Raw genomic sequence first — 25,329 nt, 5'->3', positions numbered from 1 at the left:
TATATGGTAGTTCTGCACTCGCTTTGTGATTTCATAAACTGCAATTCTGCTGTCAGCGACTTATCCGTTAGCTATTGGTATGAAGGGCGTTGTCCTCACACTGGTGAACTCCTGAGACTACCCCGCACCCCAATGTCCGAGGCGATCGCCCATGCTTTAATGCAACATCTTGCCACGGATGAGCGTTATTCTTCTGAAGGTAAGATGTATGGGATATTGCTGGTTGAACTGCCTACTGGTGAACAACGGGTACTCAAAGCTTTCTCCGGGCTACTAAATGGTGACAGCGTGGTTGAGGGCTGGGTACCGCCCATTCCAGGACGAGACGAAGTTGCCTTAGAGGAAGCCCGCACTTTGGCGCAATTGGACGCTATCAAGCAGGAACTTATTACCCTCAAGCAACTTCCACAAAGGCAGCAATACGAAACGCTGAGGAGTGAGTTTGAGTTACGCCTGCAACAGATGAGCGATCGCCATCGAGATTGCAAAAACCAACGACACGAAAAACGTCAGATATGCTACGAAAAGCTAATTGGAGAAGCGCTCATAGTTGCGTTGGAACAACTCGACGAAGAAAGTCGTCAGCATGGAATTGAGCGACGGCAACTTAAACGCCAACGGGATGAAGTCTTGCAGCCGCTTCAGCACCTCATTGCAGCAGCAGATGCGCGGATGGGTGAACTGAAACAGCGGCGTAAAGAACTGTCCCGCCAACTCCAGGCACAGATGCACGCTACTTACACCCTAATGAATTTTTTAGGGCAATCCCTATCGTTGCAGCAGTTGATACCAGAAGGTATGCCCACAGGAACAGGAGACTGTTGTGCTCCAAAGCTGCTGCATTATGCGGCGACGTATGGTTTAAAACCATTGGCAATGGCAGAGTTTTGGTGGGGTTCGTCCTTAATGAATCACGACAAAATCCAGGGAGAATTCTATGGAGCTTGTGCAGAACGCTGTCAGCCATTGATGGGGTTTCTGCTGTCAGGATTGCCTCCGTGGAAACCGAACCCCCCAGCCCCCTTCCCTAAAAGGGAAGGGGGAGTTTTAAGCCCCTCCCCTACCAGGGGAGGGGTTTGGGGAGAGGTAACTTTACCCATTCTTTATGAAGACGAATGGTTGATTGTCGTGAACAAACCCGCAGGACTATTATCAGTTCCAGGGCGTTATCGCGACACTCAAGACAGCGTTCTCAGTCGTTTGCGTCAACTGTCACCAGATGGGATGAAGATTATTGCGGTGCATCGGTTAGATCAGGAAACATCTGGTATTCTTTTACTAGCTCGTGACGGGCAAACCTATCGTCAACTCAGTGAGCAGTTTGAAAAACGGCAGGTTCACAAAGTTTATGAAGCGGTGCTTTCGGGTTCTCTAACCACTGACAAAGGTATAATTGAACTGCCACTGTGGGGAGATCCTCTCAATCGCCCTTATCAACAAGTCAATTTGCAATATGGGAAATTTAGCGTGACTGAGTTTCAGGTGATAGCAACAGGAGACTGCACTCGTGTAGAGTTTATACCGCTAACAGGACGCACCCATCAACTGAGAGTTCATGCTGCTGATGCGAGAGGACTTGGTATACCTATTTTAGGCGATCGCCTTTATGGATGTCGTGCGCTTTCAAGTCGGTTACATCTGCATGCAAGGGAACTTCGCTTTGAGCATCCACACTTGGGGGAAACCCTTCATTTACAGGCAAAGACGCCGTTCTAGTAAATGACTCAATTAATCCAGCAAAGCATTATAGTCATCGTGAGAGCCAATCCAGAACCAGTAATAGTCATCACCCTTCTTTAATGCTAATGCTCTGTAACCTCCGGTAACGTGAGCCGATCAAAGATTCTTGCCAACTTTCTTAAAATGGAGAGATGGATGAGAAGGGTTTTCCTTCCAAAGCTGGTAGGCTTTTTGAGCCTGTTTCATCTCCGGAGACAAAACTGCATACGCTTGCCAAAGATCAGGTGTCGTGAAGGATTTCATCAAGATCCCTCACCTTATTTGCTGTCAGCCTCTGCTTTCGCAATTAGGTTATTCAATTTGCCGGATTCAAAATCTGCTTCTATTTGCCGATCCCATGTTTCATCTAAGTATGCCTGAAGCCAAGCAGCAAGTTTGCGAATATCGCCTTCTGGAAGTTGTTTGATGGCTGCTTCTATTTCTGTCAGGGTGGACATAGAAAAAAATACGTTTTTTGAAAGTACTTCTATAGCTAGTTTAGTTTACGGTTCCAAGTAGATTTATTTTGGGCGATCGCCTTTATGGATGTCGTGCAGGGGTAAGTCGGTTACATCTGCATGCAAGAGAGCTTTCTTTTGAGCATCCACAGTTAGGAGAAACCCTTCATTTACAGGCAAAGACGCCGTTTTGATGTGTCAATTCTAGTTGTGGTAAGGAGGCGATCGCCCTACGGGTAGTTATTGGGATTTTCAACCATCAGCCCTTCACTTGCGGCTGCTTTATTCAACTCATCGTCAGCAGAGACAAAGTTCACAGGGGGCAAGCCGTTAGTTATGCAGAGGGCATTTACCGCACAACCTGCTGCTAGCTGAACTGCGTCGTAACCTCGTAATCCCCGTACTTCAGCTAATGCCATTGCAGAGTTGATAATATTTTCCGTGATTTCTACAACTTGGTACTCAGATAATAAGTCACTCCTGAACAGATTGCACGTTGCTGTAGCATCTGTAAGACTGATACTGCCACCACGCGCCCGTCTTGTAATCGCGGCAATAATTTCAACAAATGTAATTGCAGCAATTAATACTTCGTTGTTTAATGCAGGATCAAACAAATTCACAACCCATGCTGAACCTATCTCACTAATGTAGCGTTTCACCAAAGCGCTGCTATCAAGAAAGTAAACTGCCATCTAGCGGCGTTCCTCAATAATTGTTTCAGAAACAGGCTTTCCCTGAATCTGAATGAGTCGCCGTTCAGTTTGCCGATTGTAGGAGGGTTGCTTCAGTTGTTTGACTAAGCCAGATGTTAACAGTGCTTGATGAAATGTCGTCCGTTGAACAGCTTCTTCAATAGCTGCAAGATGCTTCTGGATGACTTGGTTAAGCTGCTGTAATTCTTGTGGTTCAAGCGCTTCAAGTTGATCTAGGATTTGGTTAAGAATTGCCTGTGTCATCAGCTTTTAGATTTAACTAGGGCTAGAAAGTCAGTCTTTGTAAAATATGCTACTTTAATAAAAAATACAACCGTATTATTAAAATCATAGCTTATGCATCTCAAAACAGTCTTCACCCGTTTTTATAAGTCATTCAACGATGACTTTCTGAGAAAGAATGATGATAGGGTTAAACCAAAGCCTTGGGAAAAGGTAGGTAATGCTTTTTACCCTTATATTGAAGTTCCTATTGATCAAAAAATTACGACTATTGTCGGTGCAAATGAGTCTGGCAAGTCTCATTTGTTAAGTGCTATTGAAAAAGCCATATCTGGTAAAAGTATCGAGCGCAGTGATTTTTGTCGCTATTCGCACTTTTTTACTGTTAAACAGAATGAGTTGAAGTATCCTGATTTTGGTTCAGAGTGGTCTAATCTGTCTAAAGATGAAGAGGAAAATTTGAAAATAATTGCTGGAATTCCAAATCATGTTGTTTTTGATAGATTCTTAGTATTTCGGAACAATGTAGATAAGCTAACAGTATATTTACCTGAGAAGGGAGATTATAGACCTTATAAAATTGAAGAAAGACAACGTGAGAAGTTAGAGAATCTTTTACCCACAACACTTAAAATAGAGTCTGATGTTGCTCTCCCAGCTAGTGTACCAATTAAAAAATTAGTTCAACTAGGTCAGAAAAATCATCCAGACAGTAGAAGGTTTGAACTTCTTGATCGAGAACAAAGAGGCAAGATCATAGACGCACTTGATGATTTTAGTGATAAGCCAGAGTTATTTACTAAAGTGCGTCAGCCTTGGGGTGAAATGGATACCGATGCTGCTCAGACAATTAAGTCTATTATTTCAGCCCTTGAGGAGGCTAGTTTCAGCGACAAAGAAAAGAAGAAACGAGAGAAAGAATTTGAGTTGGCTTATAAATTAATTTGTAAAATTGCTCAAGTCGATGTTGATGCTCTCATTGATCTAGCTGAAGCAGTGAAGAATGGGATGCAAGGATATGCAAACGGCATTATTGAGAAAATTAATCGTCAGTTATCTACTAGTTTAAACTTTCCTAGTTACTGGGTTCAAGATCGTAACTTCTCCTTAAAGATTATGGCAAGGGATTATGATTTAGTCTTCACTATAACTGATAGAACAGGAACAGAATATTCATTTGATGAAAGAAGCGTTGGATTGAAGTATTTTCTTAGCTACTACATTCAGTATCGTTCACATGAGCCACACAAATATAAATCTGAGATTCTTCTAATGGATGAGCCAGATGCCTATCTCTCAAGTCAAGCTCAACAGGATTTACTCAAAGTCTTCGATTTGTTTGCTAGTCCTGAATTAGGTTCACATTTAACTCGTCCAATTCAGGTAGTTTATGTGACGCATTCTCCCTTCTTAATTGACAAGAATCATGCGGAACGTATTCGTGTTTTGCAGAAGGGAAATGAGGATGAAGGAACCCGCGTAGTTAAGGATGTTGCTAAAAATCACTATGAACCTCTAAGATCTTCGATTGGTGTCTATGCTGGTGAAACAGCTTTTATAGGTAATTGTAATTTAATGGTTGAAGGTATGGCTGATCAGATACTTATTGCAGGAGCAGCAACATATCTTCGAGCAAGCGGTGCAGCCAATATAGAAACTTTGGATCTAAATCAAATTACTATCGTGCCTTCAGGTTCAGCTTCTCACATTCCTTACTTAGTTTATCTAGCCCGTGGACGTGATATTGAACAACCAGCAGTAATTGTCTTATTAGACAGCGATGATAGTGGAAATGACGCTAAGAAGCAACTGCTGGGTAAAGGTGGTCAGCATAGAAGACCTTTGCTGAAGAAGCAGTTTATTTTCCAAATTGGTGATTTGAGAGAAGAGCTTAGTTTAATATCTGAGAATGTAACTGAAAAACTTGAGATAGAAGATCTAATTCCTTTGCCTATTTGTATACAAGCAGCAAAGTTTTATTTACAGGAAATCTTCAAGATAGCCGAGAATAAAATTGAATTTTTAACAGAAGAAATGGTTTTAAGTAAAATTATGAATAACACTATTTTTAATGCGATAGAAGCAAGCCTGAAAGAATTTCCTGATAAAGATTTTCGTATTGCAAAAGTTGGCTTTGCTCGAAATATTATTAGAACAGTAAATGAGTGGTCGTATCAACTGCAAATACTTGATAATAGCCAAAATAAGGCGCTTAAAACATTTGAATCAAACTTTAAAACTTTATTCATAAAGCTGAATAGTATGCAGCGTCGCGCACAACAGAAACTAACGCAAGAAAGACTTTCACAGAAAATAGAGCGCTTAAAGAAGACTTTTATTTCACTTCATACTATTTCAGCAAAACGCGAAGATGCTGTTATTCTTCTTGATGAGATTGAGAGTATTCTGGATGACAATCTGGAAAACGAGTCACTTTTAGAAATTGAGGCAATTAAGAGTTCACTTCAAAATTTGCGCCGTGACTATAAATTGGACATTGACATGACGAAAACAATTTCTGACTATACCGGATTTCAGATGGGATTGGAGAGAATTAAGTATGCAGGGCTTTTAGCCACTCAAGAGGAGACTCTTGAGGAAGATGTAGTAAATGAACCTGCTGTAGATGAACAATCATATGAGGTTGATGAGAAAGCACCTCCTACTTCGGAAAAAAAAGCCACCGAAATTATTAATAATCCTATAAGTTCCAAGAAAAAAAAGACTAGTTAGCGTTAAGAAATTCTTATTCTGCAAGAACATCTAAGAGCTATAGTAATCCTATTTGATTTATAAATAACGATTGGAACTCCGGATTAGCAAAGCGATGGTCAATAGTGTCCGCGAAATGGGAATGCAACAAAAAAATGGCGCAACTACCACAAAATAAATTACCACAAGGCGTAATTGCCACCTATGCATAAGTGAAGAAATTTTGATTAAAATAAAGCAGCGCAATTTGCAGCCACAGCATAACCTGCGCGACTACAATGCTGGTATCCACCAGGCGGCGTGCTGTCTACCCACGTAAATCCAGAAGATGATCTATGAGTAATCAACTCCAAGACTATAATCCCAGCGGCGTAGGTCAAATTAATGGCAACCTCTTGGGTTTGCCGTTCGATTACGAGTCTGCAAACCTAATTGTCTTTGGTGTACCGTGGGAAGTTACTGTTTCCTATGGCGCAGGAACCGCCAACGGACCACAGCGGGTTTTGGATGCTTCGCCGCAACTGGATTTGTTCGATTTCGATCATCCTGACGGATGGAAACAAGGAATTTTCATGGTGGAAATTCCCCAGGATATTTTAGAGAAGAACAAATACTATCGCGCTCTAGCGGCAAAAATTATCAAACGACTAGAACAAGGTCAAGCACTCACAGAAACACCAGATTTAACACCTGTCCTGATAGAAATTAATCAAGCTTGTCAACAGGTGAATCAATGGCTGTTTGAACAGTGTCAGCAAGCAATTAACAATGGTAAGCGAGTCGCAGTTATTGGTGGGGATCACAGTTCACCTTTAGGTTACTATCAAGCATTAGCAGCTAAATACGCAAGCTACGGCATTTTGCATATTGATGCACACGCAGATTTGCGCGATGCCTATGAGGGATTTGAATTTTCCCATGCGTCCATTATGTTTAATGCGATGAAGCTACCGCAAATTTCCAAGTTAGTGCAGGTAGCGTTGCGTGATATTTCTCATGATGAAGTGCAAATGATTGACCAATCAAACGGTCGAATTGTTGCTTATTACGACCCAGCAATTAAACAAAAGCTGTACTCGGGAACAACTTGGATTGATTTATGCCGAGAAATTATCGCTCATTTGCCTGAGTACGTTTATATTAGCTTTGATGTTGATGGTCTTGATCCAAAATTCTGTCAAAGTACAGGGACTCCTGTTCCTGGTGGGCTGGAATTAGAGCAAGCTTTTTGTCTGTTCCGTGAGTTGGTGAATAGTGGTAGAAAAATTATTGGCTTTGATGTCTGCGAAGTTGGTGATGCCGAGTGGGATGGCAATGTCGGTGCGCGGATTGTTTATAAACTGGCAAATTTCATGGATTTATCTCAGCAAGGATAATTCTTGATTCAAGAGCATGATACAAGTAAATACAATAGACCTCTCCAAAAAACAATGTACCAGACGTGCCATGGCACGTCTGGTACAAGGGTTGTAGACAACGCACAATTCATTTCTGGAGATGTCTAATCCATTTATAAATATAAGTTGCGTCTTCTGCTTGATGTGCGTTCACGAAATGATATCATGTCCGCTTAATTACTTATAATTCCTGCTTTACCTCACCCCAAGCCTCTCCTTCCTAATTTTGAACGAGCGAATGCCGTACCTTATGAATTAAGCGTAAGCGCAAAGCGCAGGCTCCGTCAAGCGCGTAAGATCCCACCGGGTGAAGGCACGCGCGCAGCGTCTGGGCTCTTGAGAAGGGGTGACGATTTCATGCAAAAGCATTAAAACAGTGAACAGTGAACAGCTACCTACGCAGTGCGTATGGTAGGGGATTTAAACCCGCCACCAACGCTTATGCCTACGGCACGTCTGACGACGAACGGTCCAATTGGTGTGGTGTTTCCCCCAACGATAAAACTGATACTGCGGGTACTTGATAACTGGTAACTGGTAACTGTTAAATTTTTCCGTGCAGTTGAGGCGACTGAGTCTGGCGAAGCCTGGGTATTTTAGTGGTTTCTTTGTAGCAGCGTTTCGTAGACAAAGTGACAGACGACTGCTATTATTTATCCTTTCATAAGAAAACCCCAGTCAATCTGGGGCTTATTGAACGTTTTCTCTTGTCATATAACCACCCTACTGACCGTTGGGGAATAGGGAATCTCGCCAAAAAATTGAGTAAAAGTTAACCCCGGGTGAACTGGGGTTAATTCTTAGATATCACCTTCAACGGTTGCAAACATTGGATATAGCGGCATATGTGGGCAAACATATTCGGTGTATCAATATTCTTTTAGTCATTTTAAATAAATTCTTCACATGAAGAATGACAAGTACTAGGATATTCTGGATGAAGAAAGGTAGACGAAACCCTGACGACCTGGTAATGAAGGGGGTAGATACTCCTTGGTTTTGCGGGTGCTTTCTTATAGAAAACCGCGCTTGCTATCGCAGCAGGTGCGATGGCAAAGCTTTTCCCCTCCATAAAAGTAAAATACACCGTGTTAGTAAACGGTTGGTAAATATAGAGTTAAGCTTTCAGCAAACAGTATTTGTGCCAGAGCCATTGGCTTAGCATTCCGGAAAGCTTACTGCACAGAAAGCGATGCGAGGGTGATGGGAGGCGCGTGAGTAGCAATCGACCTGATAGCGATTGACCCAAGCCACTGCCCCGAATCGCGATCGCGATTTAACTATTCACGTTAAGCTTATGTAAATCTAATTATTCCTGATTCTCCCACTCGGTTAGCCAAGATTCTAGCTTTTCCCTTAGCTTCTGTTTCCAGTCGGGTATATTCATAATTCTTTCTCTCAACCCTGGTTTGAGGTTGATTTGTAACGCTCTACGTTCTAATGGCTCGTCAGATACGAAACCTTTTTTGTGATTTTTCTGAAAAGGCATTGACCTTAGTCTATATATATTGATATAACAATACTTACCAATGTTAAAAACGGAAGTCAAGTGACAAGAAACAACAAACAACGGAAAACCGTATATACCTACACTCAGGTAATTCCTGTCAGTAGACCGAAAACTTCTGCGATTGCCTTTGGCACTGCGCAGAGCGCAATCGCTAAAAAATAGTAGTGTATGATACCGTTTTTTGAGAAATGTACAAAAGGTGATTGTGAGGCATGAATAATAAGATTCACTTATAAATAAGCCCCGAAAATCAACCAAAATCAGCCAGATGGTAAACAAACTTCGCAGGCTACGCCATAGTTGCGGTCTACTGCTTGACGTAAAAACTCAAGCATCTGTTTAAGAGTAAATAGATGAGAAAAAACCTGTCTAGTGCTTCTTTTTAATCGGCTCAGATAATGCCACACTAGATCAATCCATATATTAATAAGTAAAAAAGCTAAAGCTACAAAGAGAAGCCTAATAGTGGGATTTTTAATAGTAGTTTTTATCCGGCACTGGTTTTTCATTCGATAGCTGCTTTCAATCCCAAAACGGAGGCGATAGTCATCATGTATAAGCTGCAAAGTTAACTTAACTTTATAAACAGCATAAACAAAAAATTCCCGGCGCGCGTATTTTACCATTTTTATATGTACAAACTATCCATACTTGAAAAGTTACTGAACCATATTTATCGCTGTTTAAAGTGTAAGTAGTTTTGTAACTACGCCGACCTCTAATTAATTGTCTAGTACCTCCCGATTTACCTCGAATAATAGCTGGCATTTCAAAGGGGATATCGAGACATTGCAACCATCTGATTACTGGCACACAAAAAAATTCTCGATCTAAATACAATCGCTCAATTCTCAGATTCAAAGGCTCAATTAGTGCTAAAAGATAGGTAAGAATTGCAACTAAGGTATTTTTTTGTTGAACAGCTTTGATAGCTAAAGTGACTCGTTTATTTTTCTTAATTACAATGAAAGTGCGTAGGCGTAAAAAGAAAAAGTACGAGGTCTTACACGTAAAAAATCAGCCAGCCTTTTTGGTTGACTAGACTAACGAGAACGCATAACGAAGGGTTTATTAAGGCTGGCTGATTTTTCGGGGACAATGCGTCACCACTTTTAGCTTGACTTCTATAAATAAATGGTGATTCTAATGCTGATGGTTCACCATAATAAGGAATTAAGTTAAAATCGATAGCAATATGAATGTTTACCTTGTCGAATTCCGTCTGGTAAGCGGCTTTGAAGTGCAGCATTTAAGTCGGATTCTAGAGAATTTATGTCTGTATATTTCTATAAATGGTAACGAATATCGTTGCTTGTCGGAACATTTTTTAGGACTTTGGTAGTGTTTTCAATGCTATCCCTTTGTGTGGCTGCCCGAATTAAAATTTCAAAAATATTCTGTTGTTCACGCATTTGTCCCCTAAAAATTTGGGCAGCCTTATTACTACGGGTACTCGTCTTGGAACACAAATAAATCTTACAAAGGCTGCCCAAATTTTTTCGTGTAAGACCCCGTCACACTGACCTTGAGTCTGAATTGGAATATGTTCTGTTAAACAGTTAACTACTTCGTTTAACGTTTTACTATCAGTTAGAACTGGCTCCGTTACATTCATAACCAAACTAAATAATCCTCTCAATCAAAAATTTGCTTCTTCACCCCAATACTTTACAAAAATTACAGGACACATCACTAGAACTATGTTCTGGTGCGAAAGCAACCCTTACCTTTTTGGCTAATTGATTAATTTTACTTATGTAATAGCTCTCAACGAGTTTTTCACAAAGCGTATTAAAAAATACAGTTTTTTAGGCAATAATCAGATTCACAGGTATCAATCATAGAGCGATCGCAGAAGTTTTCGGTCTACTGAATTTGAAAAAAGAATGCGACAGATGGTATAAGCGCGTACATTGGTACTGTTTCACTGGCGATCGCTATTTCTACTCTCTCACCCCGGAATTAAGCACTGCTGTTAAAACCTTCAGTCAACAACAAGGTCTATTGGCAGAAACTTCTTCAACGCTTACGGACCGACAGAAGCTAGTGTCTGTGCCACGATTGCAAAATGCACCCTTGAAGACGAGAAAATATCTATTGGTAAGGCGATCGCCAATACGCAAGTTTACATCTTAGACGAAAATTTGCAACCAGTTCCGATTGGTGTGCCAGGAGAGTTGCACATCGGTGGTGTTGGATTGGCAAGAGGCTATCTCAACCGCCCAGAATTGACACAACAGAAATTTATTCCCAATCCCTTTAGCAATGAGTCACATTCCCGGCTTTACAAAACAGGAGATTTAGCACGCTACTTGAATGACGGTAGCATCGAGTTTCTCGGTCGTATCGATCATCAGGTCAAAATTCGCGGCTATCGCATAGAACTCGGAGAAGTTGAAAATGTGTTGTCCCAGCAACCTGGAGTGCAGAAAGCAGTAGTAGTCGCACGAGAAGACCAACCGGATAATAAACGTTTAGTAGCTTATGTTGTACCAGAACAGAAAAACCTCGAATCATCCCAAGTAGCAGAAAATTTATCAACAGACAAAGTAGAACTATGGCCATCTGTAGCTGAATACTATGTCTATGACGAATTACTGTATTATGCTATGACCAATGACCATCGGCGCAACGATAGCTATAAAGCCGCCATTAATCAATTGGTCAAAGATAAAATAGTCGTTGAAATTGGCACAGGTAAAGATGCTATTTTGTCTAGATTTTGTGCCCAAGGGGGTGCTAAGAAAATTTATGCAATTGAAAGAGACAAAGAAACCTGCCGCAAAGCAATAGCTTGTATTGAAAAATTAGGTTTAGCAGACAAAATCACAGTTATTCATGGCGATGCAACTTTAGTTGATATCCATGAACTTGCTGATGTCTGCGTTTCAGAAATTGTGGGAGCAATTGGTGGCTCTGAAGGAGCAGCAGTAATTATTAATAACGCTAGAAGACTTCTCAAGCCTGATGGTTTGATGATTCCTGAAAGAAGTGTGACTAAGATGGCTGCTGTTACTCTCCCAGATGAAATATTATGCAATCCTAAATTTGCTGAACTTCCCGCATATTACACCAAAGAAATCTTTAAGCAAGTCGGATATCCATTTGACTTAAGGGTATGTCTTAAGAAATTCCCTCAAGCAAATCTTCTTTGTCTTCCTGGCGCAAACGGACACGGCTTCTATTTTCGAGATTTAGCCAGAAATTTAGGAACTGAGCGACCAGTGTATGGACTGGAAACTCCAGGAAGAGACGGACTGAGCGCACTCCCTGACTCAGTAGCAGCCAGGGTTTTAGAGGGTTTTACATTCCTTAACATAGCTCGGTTTATTTCTACCTATCTACTTATCAATTATTAAAAAGCATTAAAAAGGCGATCGCCCTTGGCGGGGCTTTGCCCATCGCATAGCGCTGCTTTACAGCATCGCCCACAATCATTGACCATATCATCAAAGGTGCATCATTCTAACTGTCTTAATGCTGTACAGAGATGAATGCGTGAATTTTGAATTGGTGTAAAACAATGGAAACTCTTCCTATCAAAATTTCTGATGAAACCCTGCGGGATGGAGAACAACAAGCAGGCATTTTCTTCTCTTACCCAACTAAACAAAAACTAGCCCATCTAATTGCCCAAACGGGAGTAGATAGACTAGCCATCATGCCCCGTGTGTGTGAGCAAGAAGAAGAGCTAGTCAAATCATTAGTATCAGAGGGATTGGATAGTCTGATCACTGCTTCTACTTTGATGGGAAAGCAGTACATCGATCAAGCCAAAATGTACGGAGTTAAGCGCATCATACTTTTCTACGGTCTTTCTGCTCGCCTGCTGTTTCTCAGAGATCCTCAGATCCGTTTGTTGAACGAGTTTAAAGGAAAAACCATTGATGACGATATTCCAACAAAAGTAATCGAGAGAATTCGCCAAAACGCTATTGATGTGATTGTCGAAAATTTGCGCTATGCCACTACGGTTGCTGGACTCATCGTAGACTTCGCCGCCGAGGATGCCTCAAGAGCTGATTTTGGCTTTTTAGTGGAATGTATCCGCTCATGCAGCCCTTATGTCGAACACTTTATGCTCTGTGATACAGTCGGAGTTCTCAGTCCAGAAAAGAGCTATATCTGGATTAACGACCTGCTCCAATGTACAACAGGGGTTGCTTTCGGGGTACACTACCACAATGACATGGGCTTGGCTCTGGAAAATACTCTCCAATCCGTCATAGCCGGAGCGACTTTAGTATCGGGTACTTTTAGCGGAATTGGTGAACGAGCCGGAAATGTTGCCGTTGAGCAGGTGTTAAATGGGTTGCGAGTCCGCTTCGGAATTGAAGTCAAGGGGATTAACTATGATGCGATCGCCGCCGTGACTAATTACATTGAGCAACTGGGTATTCGTCCCGCTCCCCCTTACTCTCAAACTGCTCAACGCCATGAATCAGGTATCCATGTCAATTCTTTATTTTGTGATCCCAAAAGCTATGCAGTATTTCCTTATAATACGGTAGACGTTATATTTGGCAAATGGAGTGGAGTCAGTAATTTCCAATATCTATTTGAAAAGCAACTGCAAAATCCTCAACCCAAAGAGCAATACGAGAAAATGCGCTTCATTATCAAATCTCTTGCTGCTGAACAAGAACGCTATTTTACAGCCAACGAGGTGTTAGAGCTATGGGAAAATGGTGTCTTTGAATAATCCATCGTAAAAATTGAGAACTCAGAATATGCCCTACGACACGCTGTTTTGTATCTCCTCCGCAGACGCTACCTTAACGCCTCCGCGTGCGCTTACGCTTACAGGATTCAGGATAGTTAAAGAATCAGGAGAACATGTGATAAATCAATATACTCCTAAGAAACACATTCTAGAATGCTTGTACAGTAAGGCTTTTAAAGATTGAAGTAAAATGTGTTTCTTTCATATTTCACTTGCGGTACGCCGCTAGTTAAAGGCTCAGATCTTGCACCATTCTCAACAAGAGCCAGAGGCTCTAATATCTCGTTACCAGGTTCAACCTGGTAACGAGGGTTTAGAGGCTTCGCCTCCTCACTGTTGCAACTCTTGCAAGATATAAGTATACCAATCATACTGAATTTTTTCTAAAGGATGACTTCTGATTCCTGCGTACTGAATTCTTACAATCCATCAGTCAGCCTTAAGAAGCTAAACGAATATTTAAGATATGCAATCTACAACTTTTCTTGATAAAAATTCAACGAATGATTCTTCTCCGGGTTTTAATCAATTTTGGGAGAATGTCAGAGCGCTCACAGGGTCTTACTGGTATCCAACAGAGGCACAAGGAAGAGCATTTTCAGATGTGATTCGTTCATGGGCAATGCTCATTCTCCTGATATTATTAATCGTCGCGCTCGTAGCAGTAACAGCGTTTAATAGCTTCGTTAACCGCTATTTGCTCGATATTATCACTGAAGAAAAGGATTTGACCAAATTTGTTGATACGTTATTGGTTTACGGTGTTGCCCTTGTCTTCGTAACGCTTTTAGTAGGATTTTCTAAATTTGTTAGAAAGCAAATTGCTCTTGATTGGTACCAATGGCTAAATAATTCTATTTTAGAAAAATATTTGAGCAATCGTGCTTATTATAAAATCAACTTTAAATCCGATGTTGATAACCCAGATCAACGGATATCTCAAGAAATCGAACCCCTTACCAGAAATGCTCTCACTTTTTCGGCTACTTTTCTAGAAAAAGTGCTGGAAATAACCACTTTTTTAATAATTCTCTGGTCTCTTTCCCAATGGATTGCAATTGCATTGGTTGGTTATACCATAATAGGCAATTTAATTGCTGTTTACTTGGCTCAATAATTGAATAAGATTAAGCAAGAAGAACTCGAATTTGAAGCCGACTATACTTACAGCCTAACTCACGTTCGGAATCATGCTGAATCAATAGCTTTTTTTCAGGGAGAAAAACAAGAATGAAATATAATTCAACGAAGATTTAATAATATTATCAAAAGTGCTAAACGCAAGATTAATTGGGAGATAACTCAGGATATTTTTAACAGAGGATATCAGGCTGTTATCCAAATATTTCCATTTATAGTATTCGGACCTTTACAGATTAGAGGTGAAATTGATTTTGGAGAAATTGCCCAAGCCAGTTTAGCTTGTAATCTGTTTGCCACTGCTATGGCAGAATTAATTAGAGAATTTGCAACTTCAGGACGATTTTCCAGTTATGTTGAGCGTTTAGCTGAGTTGTCGGGTGCGTTGAAAGCTGTGACCAGTTATCAGTTATCAGTTATCAGTTATCAGTTACCAGTTACTGTTCACTATTAATTGGTACAAGCCCCTGTTTTTAAACATGGAAGTACATAGAAAGATGTCCAAACGAGATACGTAGTACGAGAAATACGGCGGACTTATACAAATCCCCTCAAGAAGATTGATGGGTGCGGCTGGTACTTGTTCACTGTTCACTGTTCACTGTTTTAAGCAACAGCCAGAGAACGTAAGTATCATCAAAACAATAGAAGAAAACCGTCTGGCTTTTGAGAATGTCACCTTACAAACGCCAAACTATGAACAGGTCATCGTCGAAGACTTATCACTCGTTGTTCAACCAGGAGAAGGTTTATTGATTGTTGGACCAAGTGGACGAGGAAAAAGTTCTCTGTTGAGAGCGATCGCTGGTTTATGGAATGCAGGAACTGGTCGTCTGGTGCGTCCTCCCCTAGAATCCATGTTGTTTTTGCCCCAACGTCCTTACATCATCTTGGGAACATTGCGCGAACAGTTACTCTATCCTCATACAACTCGTCAAATGAGTGATGCAGAACTCGAAGAAGTTTTGCAACAAGTTAACCTACAAAACTTGCTTACCCGCGTGGATGGCTTTGATACAGAAGTCCCTTGGGAGAATATATTATCGCTGGGAGAACAACAACGCTTGGCTTTTGCACGATTGTTGATTACTCATCCCAGCTTTACTATTTTAGATGAAGCAACCAGTGCTTTAGATTTGACAAATGAAGGCAATTTATATGAACAATTGCAATCAACTCAAACAACTTTTATCAGTGTTGGACATCGAGAAAGTTTGTTTAATTATCATCAATGGGTTCTGGAACTATCACAATATTCCGCTTGGCAACTTCTGACTGTGGAGGATTATCGCCTTCAAAAAGTAGAAGAAATTACGACTAATCCTTCCGAAAACTCTCAAATTACAGAAATCCAAACCACTAATCCTCCGGAAAATTCCCAAATTACAGAAATCCAAGCCAATAATCCTCCGCAAAACCCCCAAATTACAGAAGTCCAAGCCACTAATCCTCCGCAAAACCCTCAAATTATAGAAGTAACAGAAACTAATCCTCCCGAAAACCCCCAAATTACAATAGATGTTTCACCACAGAACCAATCTCTAAGTCAACCAGAAACAAGTGCAGGTGCAGGGCTTTCTCATAAGGAAATGCAGAGATTAACAGGCGTTCCCATTAACACCATCAGAAGCAAGGCAAGCCTTGGCAAGTCCATCACAACTAAGGATGGCGTGACCTACCGCTATAATAAAAATTCCAAGGTGTTGAAATGGGTGAGAGTTTAAGGTTGTGTTGCAAAAACTCTTAGCAATCTGTTATACAATTTTACGAAAAGGATGATACAAATCGGTAATGTAGAGACGCGCCATGGCGCGTCTTTACAGAATTTAAATGTATCGCGATTAACGTGAAATGGTATTAGAAGTAAAATTGATGATAATCATGTTGAATTTCAAGCTTAGAAATGAATTCCAAATTTTTGCAACAGAACCTTTTTTAGAATCAGGTCATGCTTACTAAACAGCACAGACAACTAGTTACTTACAAAAAGATTACGATTTATGAACGAACCTACAAATTACCTGTTCTAAAAAATACCAGATTAAAAGCTGTTCAAAAAAAAATTAAAGAACGTCGAAGATTAATTAAAGAAGGCGTTCGGTATCATCAGCTTTGGGGAATAATTAAGCGAAAAGAAGAAATTAGTCAGGAGAAAGTTTTTCAAGAAATTTACGAATATCAAAGAAAAGCCCATAAAGTTCGTCAAGAAATAGTATAAATAGCAGAAACTGCAATCAATTTTGAAAAATATTTACACGATTACTTTAATCCGTTTCAATCGTTAATAGATGAAGTAGTAAAAGTAGATGAGGATTTTTACTCAACTGTCGGAGAAATTAAAAATTTAGCGGATAATATTTTTAAATTTCAGTCAAATTTATTAATTCCCAAAGAAACTGACGGGGTTTCTGAAACTTTTCTAGATTTTATGGTATCAAGTTATGAAAAGAAAGAAAGATTAAAAGATGCTTTGATTCAATGTAAATTATTAGATTGGCAAATCCATAATTTTGACTTAGCCAATAATCCCTTTTCTTTAAACAAAGAGATTGACTCAATATCTAACTATATCTCCAAGCAACTTGCCGAGCAAAGAAAAGAGATAGGGATAGCAGAAACAAATTTTGTCTCTATAACGCCTCTCCCTGCTGTTCAAGAAACCGGATTAATCAGACTGACTCATGACGATGCTACTGACGATGCTACTTTAACAAAAGAAGTTAAAAATAAAAATAAGATAGATTATACCAAACTGCGGGAACTCCTCGCCCAGCATAAGTGGAAAGAAGCTGACATCGAAACCACTAAATTAATGCTAAAAGTCATAGGTAAGAGCTATTGGAATGAAGTTTATAAGGAAGATATTGATAACTTTTCTTGTAAAGACCTCCAGACCATTAATCAACTGTGGGAAGAATACAGTCATGGTTATTTCGGCTTCAGTGTTCAGCAAAGTATTTGGAGTGAAATGGGTAGTCAAGTAGACTATGAAACAGAAAAGAGACTGGGCGATCGCCTTGGTTGGCGAAAACAGGGAAACTGGTTACATTATGATCAACTCACTTTTGAATTATCCCCTACAACACCGATAGGACATCTACCGGCGCAATGGTTGCACTATGATCAAGATACCTTTGACTTATCCCCATCATCTGCAGAACACCTTTCAATGGGAGCCTGGCGGGTGGGATCTTGGTTAGTTTGGCAGATGCACTTATTCTTTTCTCGTGTAAAAATTTGTAACGAAACTTTCCTATGCGTTAATCGCACATTTCTTAATAATAACGAAAAGTAAAGTCAAAGCTAACTTGAGGATAGACATGAGTAATAGTAATCTTTCTGACATAGAAATAGAAATTTTACTTTTTGGAAAATGGCGTTATGATACGTCTTCAGAAAAAATAACTATTCAATTTAAAGATGATATGACTTATGAGCAAACCAGAATTCAAACATTTATTTTCTCTAAACCTAAGGAACTTATAACAGGTAATAAATTTACTGGTGTATGGTACATAACTGAAAGAACACTGTATTTAAATCTTAAAACTGTTCCAAAATCCTTTTTAAATTTGAGGATACCGCTAGCTTTTAATATTTCTATTGCAGATATGATAGCTACTTTAGGTTCTATATTTCTAACAGAAAAGTATCAAGTCATTGACATTAATAGCTCTAAATTTAGAATAATGGATAAAGATCAATCAATTATTGGCACAAAAATAAAATAATAATTGCAAACTAGTAGAGCTTGTAAAATCGCTTCTCTCATCCAATACGGGGTAATGAAACGGAAGCTGTCATTAGGGGCATCTGCTCAAATCCTTGTCATATCAAGTCCGGTTGATTAGTGTTCATTAAGAGGATGTTTGAGAAGTATCAAATATTTTACAGCATTGAAAGCAGAAAGCCCACAAGTGTATGGGTGACTCAGGAACCCATACACGTCCTTCAGGTGTGGGATGAATGCGCTGCACCTTTAGGTGCAGTGACACAATGTTTTCTAATTAATTCCTCCACATATTCGCTAGCACTAATTTTATTTATTGCAGCTAGTTCTAATACTGAATACCATGCGGTATCTGTTAAGAGGATACCGCGCTGCTTTTTAGGTTCTTCATGAAGAACTGGTACATTCTTTATTCTTTTCTTGCCTTTTCCTGTTGACATTACATAGAACCAATATGTATACTCTTAGTAACTTAGCAAATAACAAGGAGGTGAGTCAAGCGTGTTGGTTCTAGAGTACAAAGCTAAAGGGAGCAAGACACAATATCAAGCAATTGAGGAGGCTATCAAAACTACTCAGTTTGTTAGAAATAAGTGTATTAGATATTGGATGGACTCTTCTAGAGAAGACAATATCAATAATGCAGCCCTTAGCCGATACTCTACAGTACTACGCGCTGATTTCCCCTTTGTTGCTGTTGCTGCTTTAAACTCAATGGCAGTACAGGCTGCTGCTGAAAGAGCATGGTTTGCTATTTCTCGGTTTTACGACAACTGCAAAAAGAATAAGCCTGGGAGGAAGGGATATCCACGTTTTCAACATGACAACCGTTCTGTTGAGTACAAAACTAGTGGATGGTCACTGCATTCCACTAAGCGTAGAATCACTTTCACTGATAAAAAGGGGATTGGAGAACTTAAGTTAATGGGTAAGTGGGATATCCATACCTATCCTGTTAAGTCCATTAAACGAGTTCGGATTGTCCGCCGCGCGGATGGGTTTTATGTGCAATTTTGCATTGATGTTGAGTGCAAAGAAGATGTTCAGCCAACGGGTCAACAAATTGGCTTGGATTTTGGCTTAGAACATTTCTACACCGATTCAAACGGACATCATGAGCCAAATCCTCGTTTCTTGCGTAAAGCTGAGAAACAAATCAAGCACGCTCAACGCAGAATCTACAAAAAGCAGAAAGGCAAGAACGGTAAAAAGAAGGCTCGAAACCGATACGCACGCAAACACCTGAAGATAAGTAGACAACGTACCGAACACGCCAAATTGAGAGCGCGTCACGTCATCCGGTCTAACGACTTAGTGGTTTACGTAGACGCGTTCGCGCAGCGTGTCCCCTTGGGACTCAGCGGCGTGCCGCAGGCTAAACTTGCAGGTCAAAAATATGGTGCGTAATCACCATTTGGCAAAGAGCATTAATGATGCTGGATGGAGACAATTTCGGTGCTATCTAGAATACTTTGCGACTAAGTATGGGAAAGTGGCACTTGCTGTGGAACCTCACTACACCTCACAGCAGTGTCCAGATTGCGGCACGATGGTCAAAAAGTCTTTGTCAACCAGGACGCACACCTGCAAATGTGGTTGTGTTCTACAACGTGACTACGCCGCCGCAATCAACATACTTCGTAAAGGCAAAGAAAAAATTGCTACCTCAGGGCATGGGGGATCTTGGTTTCTAAACGGAAACCAAGAAACGCGCTTGGGAGTTGGAACCGCTACTCATGTTGGTGAGACCAGTCCTGAAGGAGGGTCTCCCGACCTAGGGAACTGGCGAACCCGAAGGGTGCAAACCTGCTTGAGCAAGTTCCGACGTTGAGCCTAGAATCCCACGGCTTATAGCCGTGGGAGTGTCAAAGTGGGGAACTCCTGCCTCAATTAGTTGAAGCAGCAAAATTAAACAATTCCTGGTCCTCTACCCCGTTTGTCATCGTCCATTGTCAGTTGACCTTCTTGATCCTCATTCACTTCTATGAGTTCTTCAGTACGCTGTGCTTTGTCTTCTGCTGCTTCTTGTCGCGCATCACCCGGTGTTTCGTAGTACATTTCCGGTTCAACAGCGTAGTTATTTAACAAACCTTCTTTGTCAACTGTGTAGCCGTCTGTTGTACGGATACTGTCACCTGGATGGGTCTGGTCATCAGTAATTGCGTTTGCCTCTCTCTGTTCTGTAGGCGTTGTTTTGAAAAGGTCTCCTTCTCTTTCTCGACGAGCAGCAGTTTCGGCAGGTACAATTCCTCTATCGTAATTATCATCTGCAACGCGATCAGATGAATCTACTCCTTGGTTTTTCTTAAATTGCTCATTTGCATTTGTCATAATTTATGTCCTTTTAAAAAATCTCTCAAACTTCTTCAAGATTCAGATTATGCTTTTAAGAATGAAGAATAAACTACCTTAAGAAGTGATTTAACTTAATAGACAAACTATTTTCTCTATCTTGAGATATATTTATAAGAATTTTTTATATTTTTCTAATTCTTAAGGGTATTTACACAATTATTAAAACGGTCAAATAGAAAAATTAACTTCTACTTGACCGCAAATACCCAACTAAGCATTCATGGCAAAACAACAAGCTTTTTGGTTCACTTATTTGACTTAAAGCTGTCTTTTTCGGGTGTTCCTTGCTCACCCTCCGGGTAAGTAGTTCCTATAACGGGGAATTCACCAATATCTCAAATATCCATCACGTAGGATTTTACAAGCGAGGAACACCTTACGATTTCTGGTCTCATTATACAATAAGCGCTCTTCGGATATTTAGAAACTTGCCGCATTTAACTACCAGCGATGTCGTTTGTAATAGACTGAATTTGGGCGACTAATTCTTGCCGAGTTGAAGCTTTAATGAGATAACGAAAAACAAACCAGGTTGTGTAAGCAATTCCAATCAACTCAAAGGTTGGATATACCAGCGGAATATCATTGATTGCATCCAGAACTGCCACAAGTATCTTGAGTGCAAGAATTGCGGCAAAAATTAAGGCTACAGTAATAATCTGCTGATTATATCTAATGAAAAACCTAAGTATGCTATCAGGTAAATTGGCTAAAAATTCTGAGGTTTGTGTACCAATTTGCTGCAATTTTGTATTAGGTTTAGTAGCAGGGGGTAGAAGTGGTTGAGTTCCAATTGCTGAACCTTCTAGTGCTGCTATAGCATTGTTAGAGGTGGTATCGGCGACTTCCGATTGCTGTACGTTGGCTTCCATAGTTTTCCTGTTTTTTTTTACAATAACAACAGTTTGACTACTGGGCTTGATTGCCAGTTCCTTGAGTTTTTGACTGGGCAACTGTTGCTTTATTAACTACAGTTTTAACGCCTTTGATTTGCTTAGCTAAAGGTTCAATCTTAGCTAGCTGATCCTTGTTAGTCACAGTTCCCGATACGGTTACTGCGCCATTCTCTGAAGCCTCAACTGCTAAATGACCGTTGGGGATGTTAGCCTCTAACTTGGAGCGAACTTCACTTGCTAAGTTGTCTGGGTTTCTGTTAGTAGCCTTACCATCATTAAATGCATTATTCCGCTGTTCGCGAGCACGAATGTCTTCATTTAGTTGTCTTCTGCGAAGTTCGCTCTGACCATCTTTGAGAGCAGCTTGCGTAGCCTCTGGAGATGGTGCTTGTGACACTGGAGTTGCTACCGTTTCGGGTGCATCCGCACTAGTTTTTGCAGGTTCTTGACAAGCAGTAGCACCAAAAAGCAAAACGCAAGTCATTAAGAAGGGAGTTAGCTTTTTCATTTTTATCAGTCCTTTGTCAATAGTTATTAGTCATGAATTCATTGTTAGTTTTTTAGTAGTGAGCCGTTAATGTATCCACTATCAGCGACTCACTACTAACTACTAAATAGTTTCGTCGCGACGGTCAACAATGATCACCGCTGGATCGTTTTCGTCATACCCTGACGAGTAATTCGTGGAAGTGGTATGCACAACTGGTGTTTCGTTGGAAGTGGTATGCACAACTGGTATTTCGTTGGGAGTCGTATTCACAACTGGTGTTTGATGACGAACACCTCGGTCATGATCTGGGTGATGAACACCATGTGTGTCGGCGGCGTCAAAGATGTCAAACTCTTGAATTCCGTGGCGTTTGAGAATCGGTTCCGCACGGCGAACTTCATCTTCGGTACCATCAACGATCACCAAGTAGTCGCCTCTGTTGATGCGATCGCTATAAACTTTTGCCCGGTTTTCTGGTATTCCCAAACCAACAAGTCCGCCAGCCAAACCACCAGCCGCCGCACCAATCGCACCACCGGCAAGGGCTGTAGTCAAAGCGGTTGCGACTGCGCCACCTGCAAGTATCGGACCAACTCCAGGAATCGCTAATGCGCCCAGCCCAACTAACAAGCCTCCTAAACCGCCTAATGCACCACCTGTCGCAGCGCCAGCTTTTGCACCTTCGTCGGCTTTGTTACCCTTAGCTGCATCCGGATTGATATTCACTCCAGTACCAGCGATGTTGTGAGTACCGTTTGTGTCTTTGGCTATCAACGATACTTGGCTTAATGGGAAACCTGCATCTCGCAGATCAATCAGTGCTGCTTCTGCATCTCGGCGGTGAGGAAACACACCGATCGCTCGTTTCCTTGTTTGCACAGGTGTACCAACTCCAGAATGAACACCTGAGTGATGAACACCATGTGTATCGGCGGCGTCAAAGATATCAAACTCTTGAATTCCATGACGTTTGAGAATTGCTTCCGCACGGCGAACTTCATCTTCGGTACCATCAACGATCACCAAGTAGTCGCCTCTGTTGATGCGATCGCTATAAACTTTTGCTCGGTTTTCTGGTATTCCCAAACCAACAAGTCCCCCAGCCAAACCACCAGCTGCTGCACCAATCGCACCACCAGCAAGCGCTGTAGCCAAAGCGGTAGCTGCTGCACCACCCGCAATCACAGGACCAACTCCAGGAATGGCTAAAGCGCCCAGCCCAACTAACAAGCCTCCTAAACCGCCTAATGCACCACCTGTCGCTGCGCCAGCTTTTGCACCATCATCGGCTTTATTGCCTTTAGCTGCATCCGGATTGATATTCACTCCAGTACCAGCGATGTTGTGAGTACCGTTTGTGTCTTTGGCTATCAACGATACTTGGCTTAATGGGAAACCTGCATCTCGCAGATCAATCAGTGCTGCTTCTGCATCTCGGCGGTGAGGAAACACACCGATCGCTCGTTTCCTTGTTTGCACAGGTGTACCAACTCCAGAATGAACACCTGAGTGATGAACACCATGTGTATCGGCGGCGTCAAAGATATCAAACTCTTGAATTCCATGACGTTTGAGAATTGCTTCCGCACGGCGAACTTCATCTTCGGTACCATCAACGATCACCAAGTAGTCGCCTCTGTTGATGCGATCGCTATAAACTTTTGCCCGGTTTTCTGGAATTCCCAAACCAACAAGTCCGCCAGCCAAACCACCAGCTGCTGCACCAATCGCACCACCAGCAAGAGTTGTAGCCAAAGCAGTGGCTGCTGCGCCACCCGCAATCACAGGACCCACTCCAGGAATTGCTAAAGCACCAAGCCCAACTAACAAGCCTCCTAAACCGCCTAATGCACCACCTGTTGCAGCGCCTGCTTTTGCACCGTCATCGGCTTTATTGCCCTTAGCTGCATCCGGATTGATATTCACTCCACCTCCGGCGATGTTGTGAGTACCGCCTGCGTCTTTGGCTATCAAGGATACTTGGCTTAATGGGAAACCTGCATTTCGCAGATCCGTCAGCGCTGCTTCTGCATCTCGGCGGTGAGGAAACACACCGATCGCTCGTTTCATTTGCACAGGTGTACCAACTCCCGTATGGGTAGAACTTACTACAGTTGGGTCATAAATCTCCCAATCTTGAATTCCATGTCTACTGAGAATTCCAGCAGCGCGGTGGATATCATCGTCTGTACCGCTGACAACAACTACATAGTCCCCATGATTGAGTCGGTCATTGTAGAAGCGAGCACGAGCATCTGGGAGTCCCAATCTGATGGGGTCAAAGCGATCGCTTACAGTAACTCCTGCAAAGGGTTCCCGGTGGGGGCGCTCCCTGTGAAATAAGGAAATTTGGCTCAAAGGAAAGCCCGCAGTTCGCAAACTGTTAACTGCAGATTCAGCATCACGCAGATGAGGAAAGTAACCAACTGCATGTTTGCTTGCTCCAAAACCTGTCTTAGGAACGCCAGTACCTAAAGCTGTTGGGGGGAGGTAATCCGCTGTTCCAGTTGTAACACCAGGTCGGTTAAAAACTTCAAACTCTTCAATTCCTTGCCGTCTTAAAATCTCTTCTGCTCTGGCAATTTCCGCGTCTGTACCATCTATGATGACTAAATAGTCTCCGCGCTCGACTCGTTCGTTGTAAACTCTGGCTCTTTCTTCAGGAATTCCCAAACCAATCAATGCACCAAGTAAACTCCCAGCAGCAGCACCAATACCGGCTCCAGCAACAGTTGTCGCCAAAGCAGTCGCAGTTGCTCCAGCTAGCATAATTGGACCAATTCCTGGAATCGCTAAAGTGCCAAGACCGACCAACAAGCCTGTCAATCCGCCCAAAACACCGCCGGAAACTGCCCCGACTGTAGCACCCTCATCAGCTTTATTACCAACATTTTCCCGTACCTCAGCACCTGCAATATCATCATTGCGGTCTGCATCCCGCTTAATGACAGATACTCTATCTATTGGAAAGCCGGAATTTCTCAACTCATACAGCGCGTTTTCTGCATCTCGACGATGAGAAAAGACACCGACAGCACGCTTATTATGTACACCTATAACCATGCTTTGTTACCTCAATAGTAAAATTAGTTATTCAGTAATTTTTAGGGAAGCCATTAATCTTATATATACATATTTTGATGAGACTTTACATCAATCTACTGGGGTAACTTTGGCATCTACCGTTAGGATTAGAAAAATTGAATGTTAATTTTAGTGCTTTTTAATTTTCAAAAATGAAACTGTCATGTTATAACTTGA

The 25,329-nt window shown here is 41.4% G+C and carries 18 protein-coding genes and 5 pseudogenes; 13 read left to right on the top strand and 10 right to left on the bottom strand.

Annotated elements, in window-relative coordinates:
* Positions 1-3 precede the first annotated feature (3 nt).
* The gene (locus ACM0OZ_RS30850) at positions 4-1,716 is read left to right on the top strand and encodes a pseudouridine synthase (RefSeq protein WP_414586645.1); all 1,713 of its coding nucleotides are present in this window, start codon (positions 4-6) and stop codon (positions 1,714-1,716) included.
* Between the two features lie 281 nt (positions 1,717-1,997).
* On the opposite strand, the gene ACM0OZ_RS30845 is transcribed toward ACM0OZ_RS30850, so the two are convergent.
* From ACM0OZ_RS30845 to ACM0OZ_RS30835, 3 genes are all read right to left on the bottom strand, one after another.
* Positions 1,998-2,177 (bottom strand): hypothetical protein, encoded by a 180-nt coding sequence (locus ACM0OZ_RS30845; RefSeq protein WP_414586644.1) that lies wholly within the window; start codon positions 2,175-2,177, stop codon positions 1,998-2,000.
* 230 nt (positions 2,178-2,407) lie between these two features.
* Complete coding sequence (locus tag ACM0OZ_RS30840) at positions 2,408-2,872, bottom strand: type II toxin-antitoxin system VapC family toxin (protein ID WP_414586643.1); 465 nt, start codon at positions 2,870-2,872, stop codon at positions 2,408-2,410.
* The gene (locus ACM0OZ_RS30835) at positions 2,873-3,136 is read right to left on the bottom strand and encodes a hypothetical protein (RefSeq protein ID WP_332987897.1); all 264 of its coding nucleotides are present in this window, start codon (positions 3,134-3,136) and stop codon (positions 2,873-2,875) included.
* A gap of 93 nt (positions 3,137-3,229) precedes the next feature.
* Here ACM0OZ_RS30835 and ACM0OZ_RS30830 point away from each other — a divergent pair, with 93 nt between their 5' ends.
* From ACM0OZ_RS30830 to ACM0OZ_RS30820, 3 genes are all read left to right on the top strand, one after another.
* Complete coding sequence (locus ACM0OZ_RS30830) at positions 3,230-5,848, top strand: AAA family ATPase (protein WP_414586642.1); 2,619 nt, start codon at positions 3,230-3,232, stop codon at positions 5,846-5,848.
* 314 nt (positions 5,849-6,162) lie between these two features.
* Positions 6,163-7,203, top strand: coding sequence for an agmatinase SpeB (gene speB, locus ACM0OZ_RS30825; RefSeq protein WP_414586641.1), 1,041 nt, complete (start codon positions 6,163-6,165; stop codon positions 7,201-7,203).
* 404 nt (positions 7,204-7,607) lie between these two features.
* On the top strand, positions 7,608-7,748 hold the full coding sequence (locus ACM0OZ_RS30820; RefSeq protein WP_414586640.1) for a hypothetical protein: 141 nt from the start codon (positions 7,608-7,610) through the stop codon (positions 7,746-7,748).
* A 785-nt stretch (positions 7,749-8,533) separates the two neighbouring features.
* Here the strand turns inward: ACM0OZ_RS30820 and ACM0OZ_RS30815 are convergent.
* Both ACM0OZ_RS30815 and ACM0OZ_RS30810 read right to left on the bottom strand, forming a co-directional pair.
* Positions 8,534-8,713: a hypothetical protein gene (locus tag ACM0OZ_RS30815; RefSeq protein WP_414586639.1), complete on the bottom strand. Its 180-nt coding sequence runs from the start codon at positions 8,711-8,713 to the stop codon at positions 8,534-8,536.
* A gap of 281 nt (positions 8,714-8,994) precedes the next feature.
* Positions 8,995-9,360, bottom strand: a complete 366-nt coding sequence (locus ACM0OZ_RS30810) for a hypothetical protein (RefSeq protein WP_414582669.1) — start codon at positions 9,358-9,360, stop codon at positions 8,995-8,997.
* A 569-nt stretch (positions 9,361-9,929) separates the two neighbouring features.
* On the opposite strand from ACM0OZ_RS30810, the gene ACM0OZ_RS30805 reads away from it, so the two are divergent.
* From ACM0OZ_RS30805 to ACM0OZ_RS30770, 8 genes and pseudogenes are all read left to right on the top strand, one after another.
* Positions 9,930-10,076, top strand: coding sequence for a hypothetical protein (locus tag ACM0OZ_RS30805; RefSeq protein WP_414586638.1), 147 nt, complete (start codon positions 9,930-9,932; stop codon positions 10,074-10,076).
* A 658-nt stretch (positions 10,077-10,734) separates the two neighbouring features.
* A pseudogene (locus tag ACM0OZ_RS30800) lies at positions 10,735-11,886 on the top strand (AMP-binding protein); the annotation flags it as partial.
* A gap of 371 nt (positions 11,887-12,257) precedes the next feature.
* Entirely contained in the window at positions 12,258-13,436 is a 1,179-nt protein-coding gene (locus ACM0OZ_RS30795; protein ID WP_414586637.1) for a 2-isopropylmalate synthase, read from the top strand.
* Positions 13,437-13,923: 487 nt separating this feature from the next.
* Positions 13,924-14,997: pseudogene (locus ACM0OZ_RS30790) on the top strand (ABC transporter transmembrane domain-containing protein); the annotation flags it as partial.
* Between the two features lie 211 nt (positions 14,998-15,208).
* Positions 15,209-16,321, top strand: a pseudogene (locus ACM0OZ_RS30785) (ATP-binding cassette domain-containing protein); the annotation flags it as partial.
* A 224-nt stretch (positions 16,322-16,545) separates the two neighbouring features.
* On the top strand, positions 16,546-16,815 hold the full coding sequence (locus tag ACM0OZ_RS30780) for a hypothetical protein (RefSeq protein WP_414586636.1): 270 nt from the start codon (positions 16,546-16,548) through the stop codon (positions 16,813-16,815).
* A 210-nt stretch (positions 16,816-17,025) separates the two neighbouring features.
* Positions 17,026-17,892, top strand: coding sequence for a GUN4 domain-containing protein (locus ACM0OZ_RS30775; protein ID WP_414586635.1), 867 nt, complete (start codon positions 17,026-17,028; stop codon positions 17,890-17,892).
* 25 nt (positions 17,893-17,917) lie between these two features.
* Positions 17,918-18,328 carry a hypothetical protein gene (locus tag ACM0OZ_RS30770; protein ID WP_414586634.1) on the top strand — a complete coding sequence of 137 codons (411 nt, stop codon included), beginning with the start codon at positions 17,918-17,920 and terminating at the stop codon, positions 18,326-18,328.
* 220 nt (positions 18,329-18,548) lie between these two features.
* Here ACM0OZ_RS30770 and ACM0OZ_RS30765 read toward each other — a convergent pair whose 3' ends face one another.
* Positions 18,549-18,767: a hypothetical protein gene (locus ACM0OZ_RS30765; RefSeq protein WP_414586633.1), complete on the bottom strand. Its 219-nt coding sequence runs from the start codon at positions 18,765-18,767 to the stop codon at positions 18,549-18,551.
* A gap of 61 nt (positions 18,768-18,828) precedes the next feature.
* Here ACM0OZ_RS30765 and ACM0OZ_RS30760 point away from each other — a divergent pair.
* Positions 18,829-20,158 (top strand): annotated as a pseudogene (locus ACM0OZ_RS30760) (RNA-guided endonuclease InsQ/TnpB family protein).
* Positions 20,159-20,235: 77 nt separating this feature from the next.
* On the opposite strand, the gene ACM0OZ_RS30755 reads toward ACM0OZ_RS30760, so the two are convergent.
* From ACM0OZ_RS30755 to ACM0OZ_RS30740, 4 genes and pseudogenes are all read right to left on the bottom strand, one after another.
* On the bottom strand, positions 20,236-20,658 hold the full coding sequence (locus tag ACM0OZ_RS30755; RefSeq protein ID WP_414586632.1) for a hypothetical protein: 423 nt from the start codon (positions 20,656-20,658) through the stop codon (positions 20,236-20,238).
* A 461-nt stretch (positions 20,659-21,119) separates the two neighbouring features.
* Complete coding sequence (locus ACM0OZ_RS30750; protein ID WP_414586631.1) at positions 21,120-21,554, bottom strand: CAAD domain-containing protein; 435 nt, start codon at positions 21,552-21,554, stop codon at positions 21,120-21,122.
* Positions 21,555-21,591: 37 nt separating this feature from the next.
* Entirely contained in the window at positions 21,592-22,086 is a 495-nt protein-coding gene (locus ACM0OZ_RS30745) for a BON domain-containing protein (protein WP_414586630.1), read from the bottom strand.
* Between the two features lie 1,488 nt (positions 22,087-23,574).
* Positions 23,575-25,131, bottom strand: a pseudogene (locus ACM0OZ_RS30740) (general stress protein); the annotation flags it as partial.
* Positions 25,132-25,329 lie beyond the last annotated feature (198 nt).

This window comes from Scytonema sp. PCC 10023 (genome assembly GCF_963920835.1).
Classification (GTDB): Bacteria; Cyanobacteriota; Cyanobacteriia; order Cyanobacteriales; family Nostocaceae; genus Kalymmatonema.
Note: the sequence above shows the minus strand (reverse complement) of the source record. Positions and strands in the feature narration are given on the sequence as shown.

What these genes read in the sequence shown, in the direction of transcription:
- ACM0OZ_RS30775 (WP_414586635.1), top strand. Translation starts at nt 17,026, where the DNA reads ATGGTATCAAGTTATGAAAAGAAAGAAAGATTAAAAGATGCTTTGATT.
- ACM0OZ_RS30770 (WP_414586634.1), top strand. Translation starts at nt 17,918, where the DNA reads ATGAGTAATAGTAATCTTTCTGACATAGAAATAGAAATTTTACTTTTT.
- ACM0OZ_RS30805 (WP_414586638.1), top strand. Translation starts at nt 9,930, where the DNA reads ATGAATGTTTACCTTGTCGAATTCCGTCTGGTAAGCGGCTTTGAAGTG.
- ACM0OZ_RS30745 (WP_414586630.1), bottom strand. Translation starts at nt 22,086, where the DNA reads ATGAAAAAGCTAACTCCCTTCTTAATGACTTGCGTTTTGCTTTTTGGT.
- ACM0OZ_RS30795 (WP_414586637.1), top strand. Translation starts at nt 12,258, where the DNA reads ATGGAAACTCTTCCTATCAAAATTTCTGATGAAACCCTGCGGGATGGA.
- ACM0OZ_RS30765 (WP_414586633.1), bottom strand. Translation starts at nt 18,767, where the DNA reads ATGTCAACAGGAAAAGGCAAGAAAAGAATAAAGAATGTACCAGTTCTT.
- ACM0OZ_RS30750 (WP_414586631.1), bottom strand. Translation starts at nt 21,554, where the DNA reads ATGGAAGCCAACGTACAGCAATCGGAAGTCGCCGATACCACCTCTAAC.
- ACM0OZ_RS30850 (WP_414586645.1), top strand. Translation starts at nt 4, where the DNA reads ATGGTAGTTCTGCACTCGCTTTGTGATTTCATAAACTGCAATTCTGCT.
- ACM0OZ_RS30810 (WP_414582669.1), bottom strand. Translation starts at nt 9,360, where the DNA reads ATGGTAAAATACGCGCGCCGGGAATTTTTTGTTTATGCTGTTTATAAA.
- ACM0OZ_RS30835 (WP_332987897.1), bottom strand. Translation starts at nt 3,136, where the DNA reads ATGACACAGGCAATTCTTAACCAAATCCTAGATCAACTTGAAGCGCTT.
- ACM0OZ_RS30780 (WP_414586636.1), top strand. Translation starts at nt 16,546, where the DNA reads ATGCTTACTAAACAGCACAGACAACTAGTTACTTACAAAAAGATTACG.
- speB (WP_414586641.1), top strand. Translation starts at nt 6,163, where the DNA reads ATGAGTAATCAACTCCAAGACTATAATCCCAGCGGCGTAGGTCAAATT.
- ACM0OZ_RS30815 (WP_414586639.1), bottom strand. Translation starts at nt 8,713, where the DNA reads ATGCCTTTTCAGAAAAATCACAAAAAAGGTTTCGTATCTGACGAGCCA.
- ACM0OZ_RS30840 (WP_414586643.1), bottom strand. Translation starts at nt 2,872, where the DNA reads ATGGCAGTTTACTTTCTTGATAGCAGCGCTTTGGTGAAACGCTACATT.
- ACM0OZ_RS30830 (WP_414586642.1), top strand. Translation starts at nt 3,230, where the DNA reads ATGCATCTCAAAACAGTCTTCACCCGTTTTTATAAGTCATTCAACGAT.
- ACM0OZ_RS30755 (WP_414586632.1), bottom strand. Translation starts at nt 20,658, where the DNA reads ATGACAAATGCAAATGAGCAATTTAAGAAAAACCAAGGAGTAGATTCA.
- ACM0OZ_RS30845 (WP_414586644.1), bottom strand. Translation starts at nt 2,177, where the DNA reads ATGTCCACCCTGACAGAAATAGAAGCAGCCATCAAACAACTTCCAGAA.